This window comes from Pseudomonas sp. GZJR-8 (genome assembly GCF_002916705.1).
GTDB lineage: Bacteria > Pseudomonadota > Gammaproteobacteria > Pseudomonadales > Pseudomonadaceae > Aquipseudomonas > Aquipseudomonas synxantha_A.
On the sequence record NZ_JXSI01000003.1, the window covers coordinates 490,843 to 506,977 of the forward strand.

The window sequence follows — 16,135 nt, forward strand, 5'->3', positions numbered from 1 at the left end:
TCGGAATGTGTGAACCCGATCCAGTGTGGGAGGGGGCTTGCTCCCGATGAGGCCGGTGCAGCCAACACAAAAAGTCAGGTTTCAGCCCTGCCACTTCCCGCCTTCAACAATCACACTTTCAGGCTTGGTGTCATCGCTCAGTTCTTTGCGCACATATTGGTCATAGAGCTTGAGCAGGAACTTCTCCTCGCCCAGCTTTGCCAGCTCGGCATTCACCCAGTCGCGCAGTTCGGTATTGCCCTTCTTCACCGCCGGAGCAATCGGTGCTTCATCACCCAGCTTTTCTTCCAGCACACGGTAGCCCGGGTTCTGCTTGGCCCAGCTGAACAGCACCAGGTTGTCTTGCGCATAGGCATCACCACGCCCTGCCGACAGCGCTTGCAGCGACTCGGAATTTTTTTCGAACTTGAGCAGCTTCCAGTCCGGGTGGTTTTTGGTCAGCCAGATGTCGGCGGTGGTGCCGGTGGTCACGATAATGGTGCGAGTCGCCAGGTCATCCAGGCTTTTCACCGCACTGTCGTTGGGCACCAGGGCCTGGACCGCGGCTTTCAGGTTGGGGTTGGTGAAGTCCACCGCTTCCTTGCGTTCAGGCGTCACGGTCATGTTGGCGAGGATCAAGTCGACCTTGTCGCTTTGCAAAAATGGAATGCGGCTGGCGGGCTCAACGGCGACAAACTCCACCTTGTTTTCGTCGCCCAACAGGTCCTTGGCGAATTGACGGCCAATGTCAGTATCGAAGCCGACGTAGCGGCCAGCCTCGTCGACAAAGCCAAACGGTGGCTTGTTCGTGAAGACGCCAACGATCAGCTTGTCCCGAGCTTTTATTTTGTCGATGTAGCTGACAGCCGCGGGTTTTACCGGCTCTTCGGCCTTTTTATCGCAGCCGGCCAGCAAGGCGACGGCAAACAGTGGCAGCAGTAACTTTTTCATATCAGCTCCAGTTCCTTGATCTTTTTGGGCAGTGTTGAAACGAAGGAGAACTTCTCCAGGAACTGCTGCGCGCGTGCGGTCTGCGGGTTCGTAAAGAATGCCTCGGGGGTGTTGTGTTCGAGGATGCGACCGGCCTCCATGAACACCACGCGGTCGGCGACGGCGCGGGCGAAGGCCATTTCGTGTGTGACGATCAGCAGGGTCATGCCATCGCGGGCCAGGCCCTGGATCACTTCCAGCACTTCCTTGACCATCTCCGGGTCAAGAGCCGCCGTGACCTCATCAAAGAGCATGACCTGGGGGTTCATGCACAATGAACGCACGATGGCGATGCGTTGCTGCTGGCCGCCGGAGAGCTGGCGCGGGAACGCGTCGCGCTTGTCGGCCAGGCCCACGCGCTCCAGCAGTTTTTGCGCCTGCTCACGGGCCTCGCGGGGGACACGCTTTTGCACTTTCAGCGGGCCGAGCAGGATGTTGTCGAGCACGCTCATGTGCGGGAACAGGTGGTAGCTCTGGAACACCATGCCGATGTCCTGGCGCACCTGGCGCCAGTCGGTGTTTTTATCCAGCAGCTCAACGCCTGCAAACCGCAGGCTGCCGCTGTGCGCGACTTCCAGCCCATTGAGGCAGCGCAGCAAGGTGCTTTTGCCACAGCCGCTGGGGCCGAGGATCACCACCACTTCGCCGCTTTGCACGCTCAAGTCGATGCCCTTGAGCACCTGCGCCTGGCCAAAGAATTTGTTGAAACCCTGGAACTCGATCAATGCGCTCATGCGTGGGCCCAGCGCCGTTCCAGCACCTTGGAGGCGGCCGACAACGGGTAGCAGATAAAGAAGAAAAACAGGAACAGCGCGCCGTAGATCAATACCGACTCGTAGGTACGCTCGATGATTTGCTGGCCGACCTTGATCACATCCACCACGCCAATCAGCACCGCAAGGGAACTGGTCTTGATGATGCGCGTGTAGACGTTGATGGTCGGCGGCGTCATGCGTTTAAGGGCCTGGGGCAGCAGCACGTAGCCGTACAACTGCGGGTCGGACAGGCCAATCGACAAGCCCGCTTCACGCTGGCCACGCGGCAGCGAATGCAATGCACCGCGCACCACCTCGCCGACTTCGCTGGCGCCCCATAGCGACAACACCAGCACCGCGCACCAGAAGCTCGGCAGGCTCACACCAAAGAAAATCGGCAGGCCGAAAAACAGCAGGTACAACCACACCAGCACCGGAATCGCCCGGAACAGCTCCAGGTAGATGCGCAGCACACCGTTGATCACGTTGTTATTCAAGGTGCGCAGCACGCCATACAGCATGCCGCCGACCGTACTGAAAGCGATGCTCAAAAACGAAATCGACAGGGTTTGCACAGCGCCTTTGCCCAGTTGTGGCAACGACACCCACAGCAACTCAAGACCCGAACTGGCCATGCTGGAGCCTCCTTTCCAAACGGCTGAGCAGCAACGACAACGGCAAAAACAGCAGCACGCAAATCAGCGTCAGCACGGTGAGCATCTCGTAGGTCTTGTAGTAGAGGGCGATGTAGCTCTTGGTGGTGTAGAGAATCTCCGGCACCGCCACCGCGGAAACCACCGTGGTTTCCTTGAGCAGAAAGATGAAATTGGCGAACAGCGCCGGCAGGCTGAGGATGCCGGCCTGGGGCAGAATCACATGGCGCAACAGCTGCCAGTCGGACAGGCCAATGGACTTGCCCGATTCGATCTGCGCCAGCGGCACCGCTTCCACACCGGCGCGCAACACTTCAGTGAGGTAGGCGCCGCCGAGAAAGGTCATGGTGATGATTGCCGCCCAGAACCCGGAGATATTCAAACCCAGGGCCGGCAGTGCGAAGTAGACGAAAAACAGTTGGATCAACAGCGGCGTGTTCCGCGCCAGCTCCACATACAGCGCTACCAGCCGTGACAGGTACGGCGTGCGAAACACCAACAAGGCTGCATTGATCAGCGCCACCAGCAAGGAGGTGCCGATGGCGATCAGGCCCACTTGCAGGGTTACGCCCACCGCTTGCAGGAACGCCGGCAAGGTGCTGAGGATAAAAGCGAAATCGAAGGTCATGTGCAGTCCATATCGCCGCATGGGTAATGCTGCGAGCGCAATCCGTTCCGGCGTGGATAACGTCGGGTAGCGCGAACTTTAAAGGTATAAAAAGCAAAATTTAAATACCGAAATAGCATATTGATATCACCCAAAAAACTAACCTTCGCCAGGACGATCAATGTGGGAGGGGCAAGCCCCCTTCCACAAAAAAAACGCCGACGCTGTAGTAGCCGTCGGCGTTGAAACCTTGAAGGGGGTTTTGAGTTACATCAGAACGCCGGCACGACTGCGCCGTTGTACTTCTTCTCGATGAAAGCTTTGACTTCCGGGCTGGTCAGGGCCTTGGACAGTTTCTGGATAGCGTCGCTGTCCTTGTTGTCCGGGCGCGCTACCAGGAAGTTCACGTAAGGGGATTTGGCATCTTCGATGATCAACGCGTCCTTGGCCGGGTTCAGGCCGGCTTCCAGGGCGTAGTTGGTGTTGATCACATCCAGATCAACCTGATCCAGCACGCGTGGCAGCAGGGCCGATTCCAGCTCTTTGAATTTCAGGTTCTTCGGGTTGCTGGCGATGTCCTTTGGGGTAGCCAGTGCATTTTTCGGGTCTTTGAGGGTAATCAGACCGTTCTTTTGCAGCAGCAACAGGGCACGACCGCTATTGGAGCCTTCGTTCGGGATTGCAACAGTTGCGCCGTCTTTAAGCTCGGAAATATTTTTGATCTTGTTTGAGTAACCGCCGATAGGCTCAACGTGCACACCAACTACAGTGACCAGGTTAGTGCCCTTGCCTTTGTTGAAGTTTTCCAGGTACGGCAGGGTCTGGAAGTAGTTGGCGTCCAAGCGCTTCTCAGCGACTTGCACGTTTGGCTGCACGTAATCGGTGAAGACTTTGATCTGCAGGTCCACGCCTTCCTTGGCCAGGGTCGGCTTGATCAACTCAAGGATCTCAGCGTGCGGAATCGGCGTGGCCGCTACCACCAGCTTTTCGTTGGCCTGGGCGAAGCCGGCAGTCAGGGCAGCCGCCAGGGCGGTAAACAACAGAACCTTTTTCATGCAGTGTCCTTTTCTAACGACCATTTTTTATGTGAGGTGCCAGCGAAATGCTATCGCGGCGTAGGAAGGACAATACCTAGATTTTTTATTCCCGAACAATATCTTTTATTCACGTTGATATTCCATTTTGTTCATACAGGAAGGTACGCAGCGATTCGCGCTCGGTCGCACTGGCGCTGGCAAAAATTCGTCGCACTTGCTCCAGCGGCGAACCTGCCACCGGCAGGTTCAAATGCTCGGGCAAGATTTCATCGCCACTGCTCACCAGCAAGGCAAAGTGAATGACGTTTTCCAGTTCGCGGGTATTGCCCGGCCAGGTGTGACGCTCCAGTACCTGTTGAGCGGCGTCGCTGATAAGCGGCACCGGCAGGTCCAGGCGCTGGCTGTAGATGCCGAGGAAATACTCGGCCAGAGACAAAATATCCCCCACCCGCTCGCGCAACGCCGGCAGGTCCAGCCGGCCTTCGCTCAAGTAATGAAACAGGCGCTCGTGAAACTTGCCAACGGCCACAGCCTGGGCCAGGTCGATGCTGGTAGCGGCCACCAGACGTACGTCTACCGGGCTGGGTTGATGGGCACCGACGCGGGTGACCTCATGATTTTCCAGGGCCGCGAGCAATTTCACCTGGATCGGCAACGGCAAGTCACCAATCTCATCCAGGTACAAGGTGCCGCCGTTGGCAGAGCCAAACCAGCCAGCCCGACTGCTCGCTGCGCCGCTGTGGCTGCCGGCGGCATAGCCAAACAACTCGGCATCCGCATAGGTAGGACTGATGGCGCCACAGTTGACCGAGACAAACAGGCCAGTACGGTCACTGCCACGGTGGATGTGTCGCGCCAGCAGTTCTTTACCACTGCCGGTTTCACCGCGGATCAATACGGGTAAGGCGCGCGGCGCAAGGCTTTCCAATTCTTCACGCAGTTGGCGTGAGCGTGGGTCGACGAACACCAACGCCTTGGCGCGGATGCTCAGTGGGCTCTTTTCGGCATCGGGAAAGGTCAGCAAAGGCTGGCCGTAGGTTTCATGCAAACTCATGGCAGGCTCCCGCCCCAATCCACTCAGGGACGGGGCGTTGAAAAAATATCAGGCACTACGCCGAGCATGGTGCTCGAGGCGGCTCTGCAGGCGATAGAGATAGGCGAAACCCTGCTCCCAGCGGCGGTGGCCGGACTTCACATTGATATGCCCGGCGCCGGACAAAATGCCGGCTTCGGCCCCCCACTGACGCGCCAACTCAAGAGCCCGGGGCGCGCTGACGGCGCTATCGTTGTCGGAGCTGACCACCTGGCTGGGAAACGGCAGCAGGTCGGTGGGAATTGGTGCGAAGTTACGCAGGGCCGGGGCACAGGCTGCGCGCTCGACATCGGCTGGGGCTACCAGCAAGGCGCCGCGAACCTGACGCAAGAAATGCACGGGGGCAGTGGCCGCCCAATGAGCCACGGTGATGCATCCCAGGCTATGGGCAATCAGGATTACCGGTGTGCTGTCGGCGGCAATCGCCTCAGCCAGTGCAGCTACCCAATCCTCTCGACGCGGCGTCAGCCAATCGGCCTGCTCCACGCGAGCGCTGTTGGGCAGGCTGTGCTGCCAATGGGTTTGCCAATGATCTTCTGGCGATCCTTGCCAGCCCGGCACGATCAGATAACGAATCGACTCGCTGTGCATGGGTGTGCCCTCCTGCAGCTTTTAACGTTGCTGACCAGTATAGGGGCGCCCCAACAATCAAATAAGGAATAAAAAGGAATTTATTAATAACCAAAAGCTCATCACATCATTTATTCGAATCCGACTCCCTTCAACATTCCTGGAAACCCAACCATTGTGCCCCCCGACGCCATGGCATCGGGGGGCCGGTAATGTTGAGTTGGATAACCCAATGCTCAACGACCGCTACCGCTATACCGACTCAACGAGAATGATGCATAGAGTGCTCCGAGCCGATATCGACCCCAAACTTACGATTCATGGGCATATAGAAATCGCGTACTTCCATGTACTTTTTTCCGAAATATTCGGGCAAAAGAAGACGCGCATTCAAAAGTTCAGTCATGTCATCAACAAACGGGAAAAAACCATATTCCTCTTGCGCCACTACATCACCAAACATTCTCGGTCCGGTAACCTCGAAGATTTTCGTCTCGTACTCTTTATAGGCTTGCCGTTCTATGTCTGTCGAACCTTCTCTTAAAAACGGACGATTATTGTTAAACCACGACTCGTTGGCTTTGAACCGCTGATATGACTCCTCCAGAATCTTGTCAAATAATGGATTGTCTGCATGGCTTGCGAAATTACTTGTATTGAAACCATTGAAATCCGCTCCCTCATAAGTAATGGGCGAGTTCATCAATAGATCACTTGGTGTGGCTTTCAGCGTGACATCCCCCACGTTGAAGGTCAGCGTGTCATCCGTATCCAGGTATATTCCACCGTGCTTCTTTATCAGTGCAACGCGCATCACATCCGATGAAGCCGCTAAATTTTGCCCTTGACCTGATCTAAAATACTGATACATCTCTCCATATTTACTTGCCGTTAGCTCTCGAAAAGCTTCATCTTCTTTCAGATCATGCACCTCCAGCCCACCCACTTTGTGATCCAGAGCAGATTTTATTTTCTGAAACGCACTCCCGCTGTTTGCATCCACGTGAACGACAGACTTGTAACCCGGGCTTTTCCTGGCGTTCTCAATAATGTTTTGGATTAAATGCTCCGGCATTTCATTGCCAGCCCAAAAATAATGAATGACTTTGGGCACTTCTGTCGTACCGGACGGCAGCGACGGCAACCGTGGTAACTTAAGCGTTTTATTTATAATTGATGGAGGTACGTTCTTATTCCCTTCGATCGCTTCGGTTTTAGTACCACCTAACCATCTTCCTCGGCCATTACGCCAATAGAATATATCATTCACTTGACCATCTTCGTTGAGCCCACGCCAGAGGCGTGCCTCAACGTCATAAGTGACTTTAGTACCGTACTGCCCGACAAAAACCATGTAGTCCTGAGAAAACATTCGCTGCACGTCGTCCATGGGGACCGTGAACTCATCGAGGATAACGGGAGGCGTAGTAGGCCCCATTGGGTAGCCGATATGCCCATTGACTCGTCGTGGGGGATTGAAGAATGGACGCTCCTGTTCAGCCACTTGAGTGGGCGCCTGGGCTGCGGCGTCAACCCCTGCTGTAACGCCCCCGTTGGCCATTCTCTCTGTCATCGCTTTCGCCAGCGGCGCCCCCGCATGGGTGACCAAGGGCGGTATCGCGTTCAGTACTCCAAATACAATCCGGTCAGAACCAGTGGCCTTTCCTTTGACGGCATCATCAATACCGATACCTGTTTGAGCGGCTCCGGCTGCCATGAAAAAAACATCCAAGCCTATCGCTACTTCCGGCATGACCAATGCCAGAGGCGTCATGAACATGGCAACCTTTGTGGCCTCTTCCACACCTTGCAAGACTTTGTTCTTGGTGTAGTCACCATCGCTGACGATCGCGTTTTCTGCATCCGAATAAGACCGCGCCTTTTGCCGGACCTTGACCGCTTCAAAAGGATCGCTGCGCAAAGGCTCAACCGAGATAAAGCGATCGGGCACCCAGCCGTTGATCCTTGCAAGGAAGCCGTTGCCAGATACTTGCGCATTGGACCAATGTGCCATCCCGTCCAAGGATTGACGCACACCGTCTGCCAACAGCTTTTGGGCTTGGTCCTTGAGGGAAAAATGCGTCAGCAGTGATTCAAGTTTCACAGGATCAGTGGCTTGCTTGGCCAGCCAGATATTCATTTGCTGTGGGTTATCGAAACGATGTATCGGCGAGGAGTTACCAGGGATGTAAAGCAAGGTCAGCTGGGTTTTGCGATCGGTCACACACATCAAGTCGGTTGACTGCAGGCCATTGATGCTCAGCAACCCGATATCCAGGTTCGGATCCTTGACGGCAGGTGCTGAAAAGTCCTGAACCGTCAGCTCGGACCAGTGCTTTTGCGCAACAGGCCCCAACGCCCTCTGGGCGAGTGCCGCCTCGACTGGGCCAAGCGAGCCTTCCAAGCGCTGTAGGTTGATCGCTTTAACAAAGGATATTTTACTCAATGAAGCATAGGAACTACTGTGCTTGTCCCAAAACCCGTCAAGGGTGTTCTTGTAAAGTTTGGTTCGGTCTGTATCCCAGACCAAAGCTTTGAAGTCTTCAACAGGAATGGACACTTGAGTGTCTGCACTATACAGCGCAGAACCTGGGGAACTCGGCTCTCGGTAAATAGCTTGTCGACTGTGTGCTTCCTGCACCCAACCGTCAACTTTATTGTAAATATAAACTGCCGGCGAAAAATACTTGGCAATCTTTACAAACCAGCCCTCATTATCCTCAATCGTTACATCTTGTCTATTTTTCAACGCCGCTTGTGTCAGCGTTATTTTTTCCACAACATCTTTATCATCTTTACCATTATCTTTAAATGTAACCAGATACGTTTTATCAGGATCAACGTCGACGCCCCAATGTTGTTTTATTTTCGCCGAGAGTATCGTCGAAATTTCTTTCTCGGGAGAAATGTAGTCAAAAGAGTGTGTGCTGATATAAGCATCTATTTCAGGGTTTGGTTTCAACACCGGCGCCCCGGCCTTTGGCGCTTTACTCTCTCGATAATCAGCGCGACTTAATGATTTTTTGGGAAGCGGATGCTGCACACCCGGCCTATCAGGCCGCGAATAAATCCTTGCAGGGGGGGTTTCTTCGAGCTGAGGGGGAGTTAATTGTGGGCTAACAAATGCACTTACCGAATGAATAGGAAAGCGTACGTTCATGCAACTTCTCCATTAGTTAAATTTCTCCATGCGCCGACTAGAGTAATCATACTGTTGTGAATTGCACGCCCAGAAATATTCAAATACGTGAAAATTCTTTTCCTCTATAAACACTGTAACCACAGAATAAAAAAAGGCCGCACCCTGCCAAGGAAACGGCCTAAAAAACGTGTCGCGGCGGATGAAACTAACGTGCGGTAATCACCGACAATTTGGTAATCCCCGCACGTTCAATCGACGCCATGGCGCGTGCCACTTCGCCGTAGTTCACTCCATCGTCAGCCTGCAATTGCACCCGCACATCGGGGTCCTTGGCCTTGGCCGCCTGCAGGTTGAATTCCAGCAGGTCCGGCTGGATTTCGTCCTTGTTGATAAACAGTTTGCCCGCGCCGTCGATGCTCACCACCAGCGGGTCTTTCTGCTCGACAGGCGCCACGGCCTGGGTCTTGGGCAGGTTGATCGGGATCGAGTTGGTCAACAGCGGAGCGGTGACGATAAACACCACCAGCAGCACCAGCATCACATCCACCAGCGGCGTGACGTTGATCTCGCTCAGCACCTCATCACTGTCTTGCGTGGAGAAGGCCATGTCAGGACGCCTCCTTCACTTTTTGCGGGCTGGCGGCGCTGGCTTTGGTCAGTGTCGGGTGCAACAGCACGCGGAATGAGTTCTTCTGCGCCAGGCTGTAGAAGTCGTGGGCAAAGTCATCCAGGTCTGCCGCTGTCAGCTTCAGGCGGCGCAGGAAATAGTTGTAGACAAGCACCGCAGGCACCGCGACGGCGATCCCCACACCGGTCGCGACCAACGCCGCACCAATCGGCCCCGCCACGGTTTCCAGGCTGGCGGACCCGGCGGCGCTGATCCCCTTCAGCGCTTCCATGATGCCCCACACGGTGCCAAACAGGCCGATGAACGGCGAGGTGCTGCCGATACTGGCGACCACAGCCAGGCCGGTCTCCAGGGAGCGGCGCTCGCGCACGATTTGCTGGCGCAGGGCGCGTTCGAGGCGGTCCTGATGATTGATCGCCTGGCTTAGATCCGCAGCGTGAGGGGTATCGCCCACCTGGATTGCGGCATAGCCGGCCTGGGCCACACGCGCGGCGGCGCCGGGCTGGGTTTCGGCGAGTTCGGCGGCTGAATCGAGGCTCGATGCCGCCCAGAACTGTTTGTGAAACTTGCGATCCTGGGCCTTGAGGCGACCGAACTGCACGCCCTTGAGCAAGGCCAGGCCCCAGGTGGCGACCGAAAAGATCACCAGCAGCCAGATCACCGCGCTTTCGATGGATTCAAGTGGAGACGCTAATGCCATGATGTTTTCCCTCTTGTGCAGGTCGCGGCGTGTGCACACCGCGGCCGAATAATTAATGAATCTTGAAGTCGATCGGTACGCTGACCCAGCCGTCCTGGGCCACATCCCCCTGCTTGGCCGGTACGAAGCTCCAGCGCTTTACGGCGGCCAGTGCGGCGTCATCGAGCTGCTGGCGCCCGCTGCTTTTCTGCACCTGAATCTCGCCAGGTTTACCGCTGGCCAGCACATGCACCCTTAACAACACCGTGCCTTCCCAACCGCGACGCTGAGCCAGTGACGGATACTCCGGTGCCGGGTTTTTCAGGTACGCGGCGTTGGCCGAAGCCGGCGTCACCGGCGCGGGCGCGGGCGGAGCAGGTGGGGCTGGCGTCGGTGGCGCAGGCGGCTGCTCGACGGGTTTGGGGGCCGGCTTGGGCTCAGGTTTCGGCGCGGGCTTGGGCTTGGGTTTCACAATAGGTTTGGGCGGCGCCGGCTTGGCCGCCAACTCATCCACCACCGGCGGCGGTGGCTCGACTACAGGGGGCGGCGGTGGTGGCGGTACAGGTGGTGGCGTTTCAACCACCGGCGGCGCCGGCTGGGAAAATTCGATGGTCATCGGCGGAATTTCCGGCGGCACAATCGGCAGCACCGGCGTGGGTTTCTGGCTCACCCAATAGATCACTGCGCCGTGCAGCGCCAACACCAGCAACCCGAGCAAAATCCCTTCGCGGCGGCTGGAAAAACGCTTCGGGGTCTTCTGCAGGCGCAATTGCCCCAACGGCGCGCGATGCGGCCGGCCAAGGTCGACCAACTCACCACTCGGTGCCTGGCGCCATTGCGCCTCGGGTGCACTGGCGGCGGTCTGGACATTGCCCATTGATTCACTCCCTACGGTTTTGAAAAACCGACGGGCCAGCGTGCAGCCCCGTCGAGGGCTGAATCATCGGGGCCAGACACTTATCTCTTAAAGTAATCTTTAAAGTTATATATAGAACAAAAATGCATAAATGAAACAGCCGCTGACGTCAAAGCCACGTGGCTCGGGGCCTGGCGCCAAACTCTTGTTTTTCAATGCTTTAAAGGCATACAAAATATTCAGCAAAGGTATGGCTCAGTGCGGATTTCCACTGCACAACGCCAGCAATTCTCCCAGCAAACTCTGGCCCGCTGCGCCCAAACCACTGCGGCCATACAGGGCCAATCGCACACCATGGACAGGCGGCAGGCCACTCTCTGGGCCGAGTATGCGATGGCCCGGTTGCAACACCCGCTCCGGCAACAGGCTGATGCCCAAGCCTGCCGCCACCGCTGAACACACGCTGGCCAGGCTGGCACTGGAGTAGCCGATGCGCCAACGCCAGCCGGCCCGCTCAAGATGGTGAAGCATGTCGTTGCGGTACAAGCCGCCCACCGGGAAAGCCACCAGCGGCAGCGGGTCGCGACCCAGCGCCGGAGTGCTCAGGCTGTCGACCCAATACAAGGGCTCCGGCCACGACGCCACACAGTCGTCGCTGTCGCCCATCTGCTTGACCAGCAGCACATCGAACTCTCCACTCCGGTACTGGCGCTGCAATTCAGGGCCCAGACCGCTGGTGACTTCCAGCCGCACCCGTGGATAGGCCACGACAAACGCTGAAAGCAGCGGCATCAGGCGCTCGGCGGCAAAGTCCTCCGGCACGCCAAGGCGCAACACACCGTCGCTCTGCTGGTTGATCAGCACGTCGGCGGCTTCTTCGTGCAGTGCGAGAATGCGGCGCGCATACGCGAGCAGACGCTCACCCTCGGCGGTAGCCACCACGCGGCGCTGGTCGCGGTCCAGTAACTGACAAGCCACTGCGTCTTCCAGCCGGCGGATCTGCTGGCTGACAGTGGACTGGGTCAAATGCAGGCGCTCGGCGGCGCGGGTGAAATTGCCGCAGTCCACCACGGCGACAAAACTGCGCAACAACACGGGATCGAACAACGTCATCACCATTGCGTTTGCCACTGATTGGCATGTTTATATTTAATTTCAGCATACCCCGGTGGCTGACCATACTTCACCTTTCATCGCGCCCGGGGGGGCTTGTATGACCAACGATCAACCACACCTGCAACGCGCTATCGCCTTGGCCCGCGCCAACGTTGCCCAAGGCGGCCGACCCTTCGGCGCGGTGCTGACGCGCAACGGTGAAGTGCTGGTGGAAGCCGTGAATGAGATCCACCTGACCCAGGACCCCACCGCCCACGCCGAGCTGCTGGCGATCCGCGCAGCGAGCCGGCTGCTGGGTGCACGCCTGGACGGCTGCGTGATCTACGCCAGCGGCCAGCCTTGCCCGATGTGCCTGAGCGCCATGTACCTGTGCGGTGTAGAACGGGTGGTGTTTGCCGCCAGCAACGAAATGGCCGAGCCGTTCGGCCTGTCGACCGCAGCCATTAGCCAACAGGTCGGCTTGCCCATCGGTGCGCAACGCCTGCCCATCCAGCACCTGTCCGACAGCGCAATGACTGCGCTGTATCACCAGTGGAAAGCTCTGCATGACCCTGAATAAATCCCTTGCCGGCTGGGGCCTGCTGGCGGTGCTCGGCCTGAACCTGCGCCCCATCCTCAGCTCCATCAGCCCGTTGCTCGGCGAGATTCGCCAGGCCACCGGGCTGAGCTTCCAGAGCAGCGCCTTGCTCACCAGCCTGCCGGTGATCTGCATGGGGTTGGTGGCATTGGTGGGCGTACGGGTGGAAGCCCGCTTGGGCGAGCGTCGCGGCATCGCCCTGGGCTTGTTAATGATTCTACTGGCGTGCCTGGCGCGCTGGTTGATGGGCCAGGCTTCGGCGCTGTTGGTTACCGCACTGCTCGGCGGCGCGGGCGTGGCGCTGATCCAGGCGCTGGTGCCGGCGATGATCAAGCGCGAATTTCATCACCGCGTGCCGGTGGCGATGGGCGTGTATTCGGCCTCGCTGATGGCCGGTGGTGGGCTGGCGGCGCTGCTTAGCCCTGTGATGGCCATGCATTTCCAGCAATGGCAGGCGGGCCTGGGGGTGTGGTTGTTGCCGGCGCTGGGGGCATTGCTGCTATGGGCCTGGCTGCCACTGGGTGCCGCGCGAAACCCACAACAGGCACCTGCGTTCAAAGGGTTGCGCAACCGGCGCGCCTGGCTGCTGGCGCTGTATTTCGGCCTGGTCAATTGTGGCTACATGAGCATGGTCGCGTGGCTGCCCGCCTACTATCAGCAACTGGGCTGGGGCGTGTTGCCCAGCGGTTCGTTGCTGGCGTTCATGACCATCTTCCAGGTGATCGCCGCACTGTTGATGCCGGTGCTGGCGCAACGTGGGATTGATCGGCGCCCGTTGCTGAGCATCAGCCTGCTGGCGCAAACGGTCGGCTACCTCGGCCTGCTGATGGCGCCACAGCAATTCCCACACCTGTGGGTAGCGCTGATCGGCTTCGGCCTGGGCGCATGTTTCGCCCTGAGCCTGCTGCTGACCCTCGACCACCACCGCGACCCACGCCAAGCCGGGCAGCTGGCGGCATTCGTGCAAGGCGTAGGCTTTCTGATCAATGCACTTTCGCCGTGGCTGACCGGCGCGCTGCGCGAACTCACCGGCAACTTCGTCAGCGCCTGGATGGTGCTGACGGTGACCGTGGTGGCGATGCTGCTGGTGACGCGGGTGTTCAGCCCGGCCACCTATCGCACTGACCTAGAAGTCGTAGCGCCCAGTCACGCCTAGGGTGCGCGGCGTGCCCAACAGGCCCTCGTAACCGCCGTTACCGCCGGTCCACAGGGTGGTGTAGTAGGTTTTGTCGAAGGCGTTTTTCAGCCACAGCGACACGTCCCACTGCCCCTGCTCATAGTCACCGCGCAGGCCGGTGGACAGGTTGACCACCGCATAGGCCGGGATCTGTCCATAGTCGGAGTCTTCCACCGTGCCTACCGCCTTGGAACGGAACGCATAGCTGGCGGTGACATAGGGTTCGAAACCGTTGGCCAGGTTCCACTTGTACTCGCCGTTGGCGTTGGCGATCCATTTGGACGCGCCCACCACTTGATGGCCGGTGAGGTCGCAGGACGCCGGAGCACCAGGGCGCAAGCTGGTTTCGGGTGGGCACGGCGCATCTTTGTACGACAGGTAGCTCACGTCGTTGAACGAGCCGTTGATATTCAGGGTCAGGCCCTTGATCGGCACCAGAGTGCTTTCCACTTCCACGCCCCGCGAACGCACGGAACCGGCGTTGGTCAGGTACTGCACACGGTTGTCCTGGTCGTAGGCGTTGGTCTGGTAGCCGTCGACCTGGGTCCAGAACAGGTTGGCGTTGAGTTGCAGGCGGCGGTCCCACAACGTGCTCTTGAAACCCAACTCGGCGTTGTTGGCGCGCTCGGTGCCGATCAGTAACGAGTCGGCCCCGGCCGTGGGCGCAGACCCTACCGCCAGGTTGACCCCACCAGACTTCTCGCCATGGGACAGCGTCGCGTAGCCCAGCAGGTTGTCATTGAAGTGATAACTGAGGTTGAGCAGCCCCGAAGGGGTGGCGCTGTACTGCGTCAGGTCGCCCGAGTCATACGCCCCGGTGCGCCCCCGCCGTGCAGTGGCCCCCGCACCGCTCACCGCAGCACCGCCCAGCGGCGCATTGCGCGTGACCCAGGCGCTCTTTTCTTCGTAGGTGCCGCGCAGGCCGGCGGTGAAATCCAGGCGCTCGGTGAGGTGCCAGGTGCCTTGGGCGAACAGGGCAAAACTGTCGGTGCGGATATGCCCGTTGCCGACGCTGCTCACATTGCTCAAAGCGCCGTTCGGCGTGCCGTTCCAGATATCGGCCTTGGGGCCGTAATAGGCGAAGGATTTGTTGTCCAGGTCGGAGCCGAAGTAATAGGCACCGAGCACGTAATCGAAGAAGTCGCCGGTAGGCGATGCCAGGCGAAACTCCTGGGACCACTGCTTATCTTCCACCGAAACCCCGGCGTTATACGACGCCGGTACGTTGAGGCCGTCATCATTGCGTGGGGTGAAATTCCACCAGCGATAGGCACTCACCGACGTCAGGGTGAAGTCGTTTGGCAGCGTCCAGTTGGCCTCCAGCGAGGTACCACCCTGGAACACGGTGACATGCTGGTCGTTGTCCAGGTTGACCTTGCGATGGGTGCCATCCACCAGGGTCGCCCCCGCTGCGTTGGCCCGGGATTGATACAGGTTGGTGCCATTGATGGTCGGCCCGGTGCTGTACAACACGCGGGTGCCGGCGCTGGAATCTTCTTCGTTGTAATCACCGATCCAGCGCAGGTTGAACGCCTCGTTGGGCTTGTACAACAGTTGCCCGCGAAAGCCCTGGCGCGAACCGCCGTTAAGCTCATGGCCGTCGTGCTCGTTCTTGATGTCGCCGTCGCTGCGGGTGCGATAGGCCGAGAAACGTCCTGCCAGGTCCTCGGTGAGTGGGCCCGAGATCGTGCCCTTGGTCTGGAAATAACCGTCCTCGCCCAGAGAGGTTTCGATGCTGCGCTCCGGGGTAAAGCTCGGTGCGCGGGTGCTGATGTTGATGACCCCGGCGGTGGTGTTCTTGCCGAACAACGTCCCTTGCGGGCCACGCAGTACTTCAAGCTGCTCGATGTCCATCAGGTCGAACACCGCCATGCCCGGGCGCCCGAGATAGACGTTGTCGATGTACAACCCCACGCTGCCTTCCAGGCCATCGCTGGCCGGGTTGTTGCCCAGGCCGCGAATCGACACGCTGGACTGGCGCGCGTGCATGTAGGCGACGTTGACGCTCGGCACCAGTTGCTGCAAATCCTGGATGCGGTAAACCCGCTGGGTTTCCAGCGCCTGCCCACCGACCACGCTCATGGGCGTCGGCACGGCCTGGGCACTTTCGGTACGCCGCCGGGCGGTCACGGTGACGGTTTCCAGTTGGCCACTGGCGCTTTCGCCCTTGCCGGCAGGCGCGGGTGTTTCAGCGGCCTGGGAAGGCGACCAACTGCTGCTGCCGGCCACCAGCATCGCCAGCGGCAAGGACTTGAACAGACTCATAAGCGGCTCCA

General features: G+C 58.5%; 15 protein-coding genes. 2 read left to right on the forward strand and 13 right to left on the reverse strand.

Annotation, left to right across the window (positions count from 1 at the left end; genetic code table 11):
- Nucleotides 1-81 precede the first annotated feature (81 nt).
- The 12 genes from TK42_RS08495 to TK42_RS08550 all read right to left on the reverse strand — a co-directional run bounded on the left by TK42_RS08495 (nucleotide 82) and on the right by TK42_RS08550 (nucleotide 12,108).
- Nucleotides 82-930 carry a transporter substrate-binding domain-containing protein gene (locus TK42_RS08495; protein ID WP_103734002.1) on the reverse strand — a complete coding sequence of 283 codons (849 nt, stop codon included), beginning with the start codon at nucleotides 928-930 and terminating at the stop codon, nucleotides 82-84.
- Entirely contained in the window at nucleotides 927-1,703 is a 777-nt protein-coding gene (locus TK42_RS08500; RefSeq protein ID WP_103734003.1) for an amino acid ABC transporter ATP-binding protein, read from the reverse strand. Before TK42_RS08500 ends, TK42_RS08495 begins: the two co-directional genes overlap by 4 nt.
- Nucleotides 1,700-2,359 (reverse strand): amino acid ABC transporter permease, encoded by a 660-nt coding sequence (locus TK42_RS08505; protein ID WP_103734004.1) that lies wholly within the window; start codon nucleotides 2,357-2,359, stop codon nucleotides 1,700-1,702. Before TK42_RS08505 ends, TK42_RS08500 begins: the two co-directional genes overlap by 4 nt.
- The gene (locus TK42_RS08510) at nucleotides 2,340-3,005 is read right to left on the reverse strand and encodes an amino acid ABC transporter permease (RefSeq protein ID WP_103734005.1); all 666 of its coding nucleotides are present in this window, start codon (nucleotides 3,003-3,005) and stop codon (nucleotides 2,340-2,342) included. The genes TK42_RS08505 and TK42_RS08510 overlap by 20 nt, the downstream gene beginning before the upstream one ends.
- A 251-nt stretch (nucleotides 3,006-3,256) precedes the next feature.
- The gene (locus TK42_RS08515) at nucleotides 3,257-4,039 is read right to left on the reverse strand and encodes a MetQ/NlpA family ABC transporter substrate-binding protein (RefSeq protein WP_103734006.1); all 783 of its coding nucleotides are present in this window, start codon (nucleotides 4,037-4,039) and stop codon (nucleotides 3,257-3,259) included.
- Between the two features lie 109 nt (nucleotides 4,040-4,148).
- Nucleotides 4,149-5,075, reverse strand: coding sequence for a sigma 54-interacting transcriptional regulator (locus TK42_RS08520; RefSeq protein ID WP_032878439.1), 927 nt, complete (start codon nucleotides 5,073-5,075; stop codon nucleotides 4,149-4,151).
- Between the two features lie 48 nt (nucleotides 5,076-5,123).
- A complete protein-coding gene (locus TK42_RS08525) occupies nucleotides 5,124-5,705 on the reverse strand; it encodes an alpha/beta hydrolase (RefSeq protein WP_032878440.1) in 582 nt (193 codons plus the stop codon).
- A gap of 241 nt (nucleotides 5,706-5,946) precedes the next feature.
- A complete protein-coding gene (locus TK42_RS08530) occupies nucleotides 5,947-8,844 on the reverse strand; it encodes a glycosyltransferase family 32 protein (RefSeq protein WP_146097869.1) in 2,898 nt (965 codons plus the stop codon).
- 187 nt (nucleotides 8,845-9,031) lie between these two features.
- Nucleotides 9,032-9,433 carry a biopolymer transporter ExbD gene (locus tag TK42_RS08535; RefSeq protein WP_034125467.1) on the reverse strand — a complete coding sequence of 134 codons (402 nt, stop codon included), beginning with the start codon at nucleotides 9,431-9,433 and terminating at the stop codon, nucleotides 9,032-9,034.
- A 1-nt stretch (nucleotide 9,434) separates the two neighbouring features.
- Nucleotides 9,435-10,157 carry a MotA/TolQ/ExbB proton channel family protein gene (locus TK42_RS08540; protein ID WP_103734064.1) on the reverse strand — a complete coding sequence of 241 codons (723 nt, stop codon included), beginning with the start codon at nucleotides 10,155-10,157 and terminating at the stop codon, nucleotides 9,435-9,437.
- A gap of 49 nt (nucleotides 10,158-10,206) precedes the next feature.
- Nucleotides 10,207-11,010 carry an energy transducer TonB gene (locus tag TK42_RS08545; protein ID WP_103734007.1) on the reverse strand — a complete coding sequence of 268 codons (804 nt, stop codon included), beginning with the start codon at nucleotides 11,008-11,010 and terminating at the stop codon, nucleotides 10,207-10,209.
- 234 nt (nucleotides 11,011-11,244) lie between these two features.
- Complete coding sequence (locus tag TK42_RS08550) at nucleotides 11,245-12,108, reverse strand: LysR family transcriptional regulator (RefSeq protein ID WP_103734008.1); 864 nt, start codon at nucleotides 12,106-12,108, stop codon at nucleotides 11,245-11,247.
- A 94-nt stretch (nucleotides 12,109-12,202) separates the two neighbouring features.
- On the opposite strand from TK42_RS08550, the gene TK42_RS08555 reads away from it, so the two are divergent.
- Entirely contained in the window at nucleotides 12,203-12,664 is a 462-nt protein-coding gene (locus TK42_RS08555) for a nucleoside deaminase (protein WP_103734009.1), read from the forward strand.
- Entirely contained in the window at nucleotides 12,651-13,838 is a 1,188-nt protein-coding gene (locus TK42_RS08560; protein WP_103734010.1) for a CynX/NimT family MFS transporter, read from the forward strand. The genes TK42_RS08555 and TK42_RS08560 overlap by 14 nt, the downstream gene beginning before the upstream one ends.
- Here the strand turns inward: TK42_RS08560 and TK42_RS08565 are convergent.
- Nucleotides 13,809-16,124 carry a TonB-dependent receptor gene (locus TK42_RS08565; protein ID WP_103734011.1) on the reverse strand — a complete coding sequence of 772 codons (2,316 nt, stop codon included), beginning with the start codon at nucleotides 16,122-16,124 and terminating at the stop codon, nucleotides 13,809-13,811. The genes TK42_RS08560 and TK42_RS08565 overlap by 30 nt on opposite strands.
- Nucleotides 16,125-16,135: the final 11 nt, after the last annotated feature.

Excerpts from the sequence above, each read along its gene's own strand:
- TK42_RS08495 (WP_103734002.1), bottom strand. The coding sequence starts at position 930 with ATGAAAAAGTTACTGCTGCCACTGTTTGCCGTCGCCTTGCTGGCCGGC.
- TK42_RS08500 (WP_103734003.1), bottom strand. The coding sequence starts at position 1,703 with ATGAGCGCATTGATCGAGTTCCAGGGTTTCAACAAATTCTTTGGCCAG.
- TK42_RS08505 (WP_103734004.1), bottom strand. The coding sequence starts at position 2,359 with ATGGCCAGTTCGGGTCTTGAGTTGCTGTGGGTGTCGTTGCCACAACTG.
- TK42_RS08510 (WP_103734005.1), bottom strand. The coding sequence starts at position 3,005 with ATGACCTTCGATTTCGCTTTTATCCTCAGCACCTTGCCGGCGTTCCTG.
- TK42_RS08515 (WP_103734006.1), bottom strand. The coding sequence starts at position 4,039 with ATGAAAAAGGTTCTGTTGTTTACCGCCCTGGCGGCTGCCCTGACTGCC.
- TK42_RS08520 (WP_032878439.1), bottom strand. The coding sequence starts at position 5,075 with ATGAGTTTGCATGAAACCTACGGCCAGCCTTTGCTGACCTTTCCCGAT.
- TK42_RS08525 (WP_032878440.1), bottom strand. The coding sequence starts at position 5,705 with ATGCACAGCGAGTCGATTCGTTATCTGATCGTGCCGGGCTGGCAAGGA.
- TK42_RS08530 (WP_146097869.1), bottom strand. The coding sequence starts at position 8,844 with ATGAACGTACGCTTTCCTATTCATTCGGTAAGTGCATTTGTTAGCCCA.
- TK42_RS08535 (WP_034125467.1), bottom strand. The coding sequence starts at position 9,433 with ATGGCCTTCTCCACGCAAGACAGTGATGAGGTGCTGAGCGAGATCAAC.
- TK42_RS08545 (WP_103734007.1), bottom strand. The coding sequence starts at position 11,010 with ATGGGCAATGTCCAGACCGCCGCCAGTGCACCCGAGGCGCAATGGCGC.
- TK42_RS08550 (WP_103734008.1), bottom strand. The coding sequence starts at position 12,108 with ATGGTGATGACGTTGTTCGATCCCGTGTTGTTGCGCAGTTTTGTCGCC.
- TK42_RS08555 (WP_103734009.1), top strand. The coding sequence starts at position 12,203 with ATGACCAACGATCAACCACACCTGCAACGCGCTATCGCCTTGGCCCGC.
- TK42_RS08560 (WP_103734010.1), top strand. The coding sequence starts at position 12,651 with ATGACCCTGAATAAATCCCTTGCCGGCTGGGGCCTGCTGGCGGTGCTC.
- TK42_RS08565 (WP_103734011.1), bottom strand. The coding sequence starts at position 16,124 with ATGAGTCTGTTCAAGTCCTTGCCGCTGGCGATGCTGGTGGCCGGCAGC.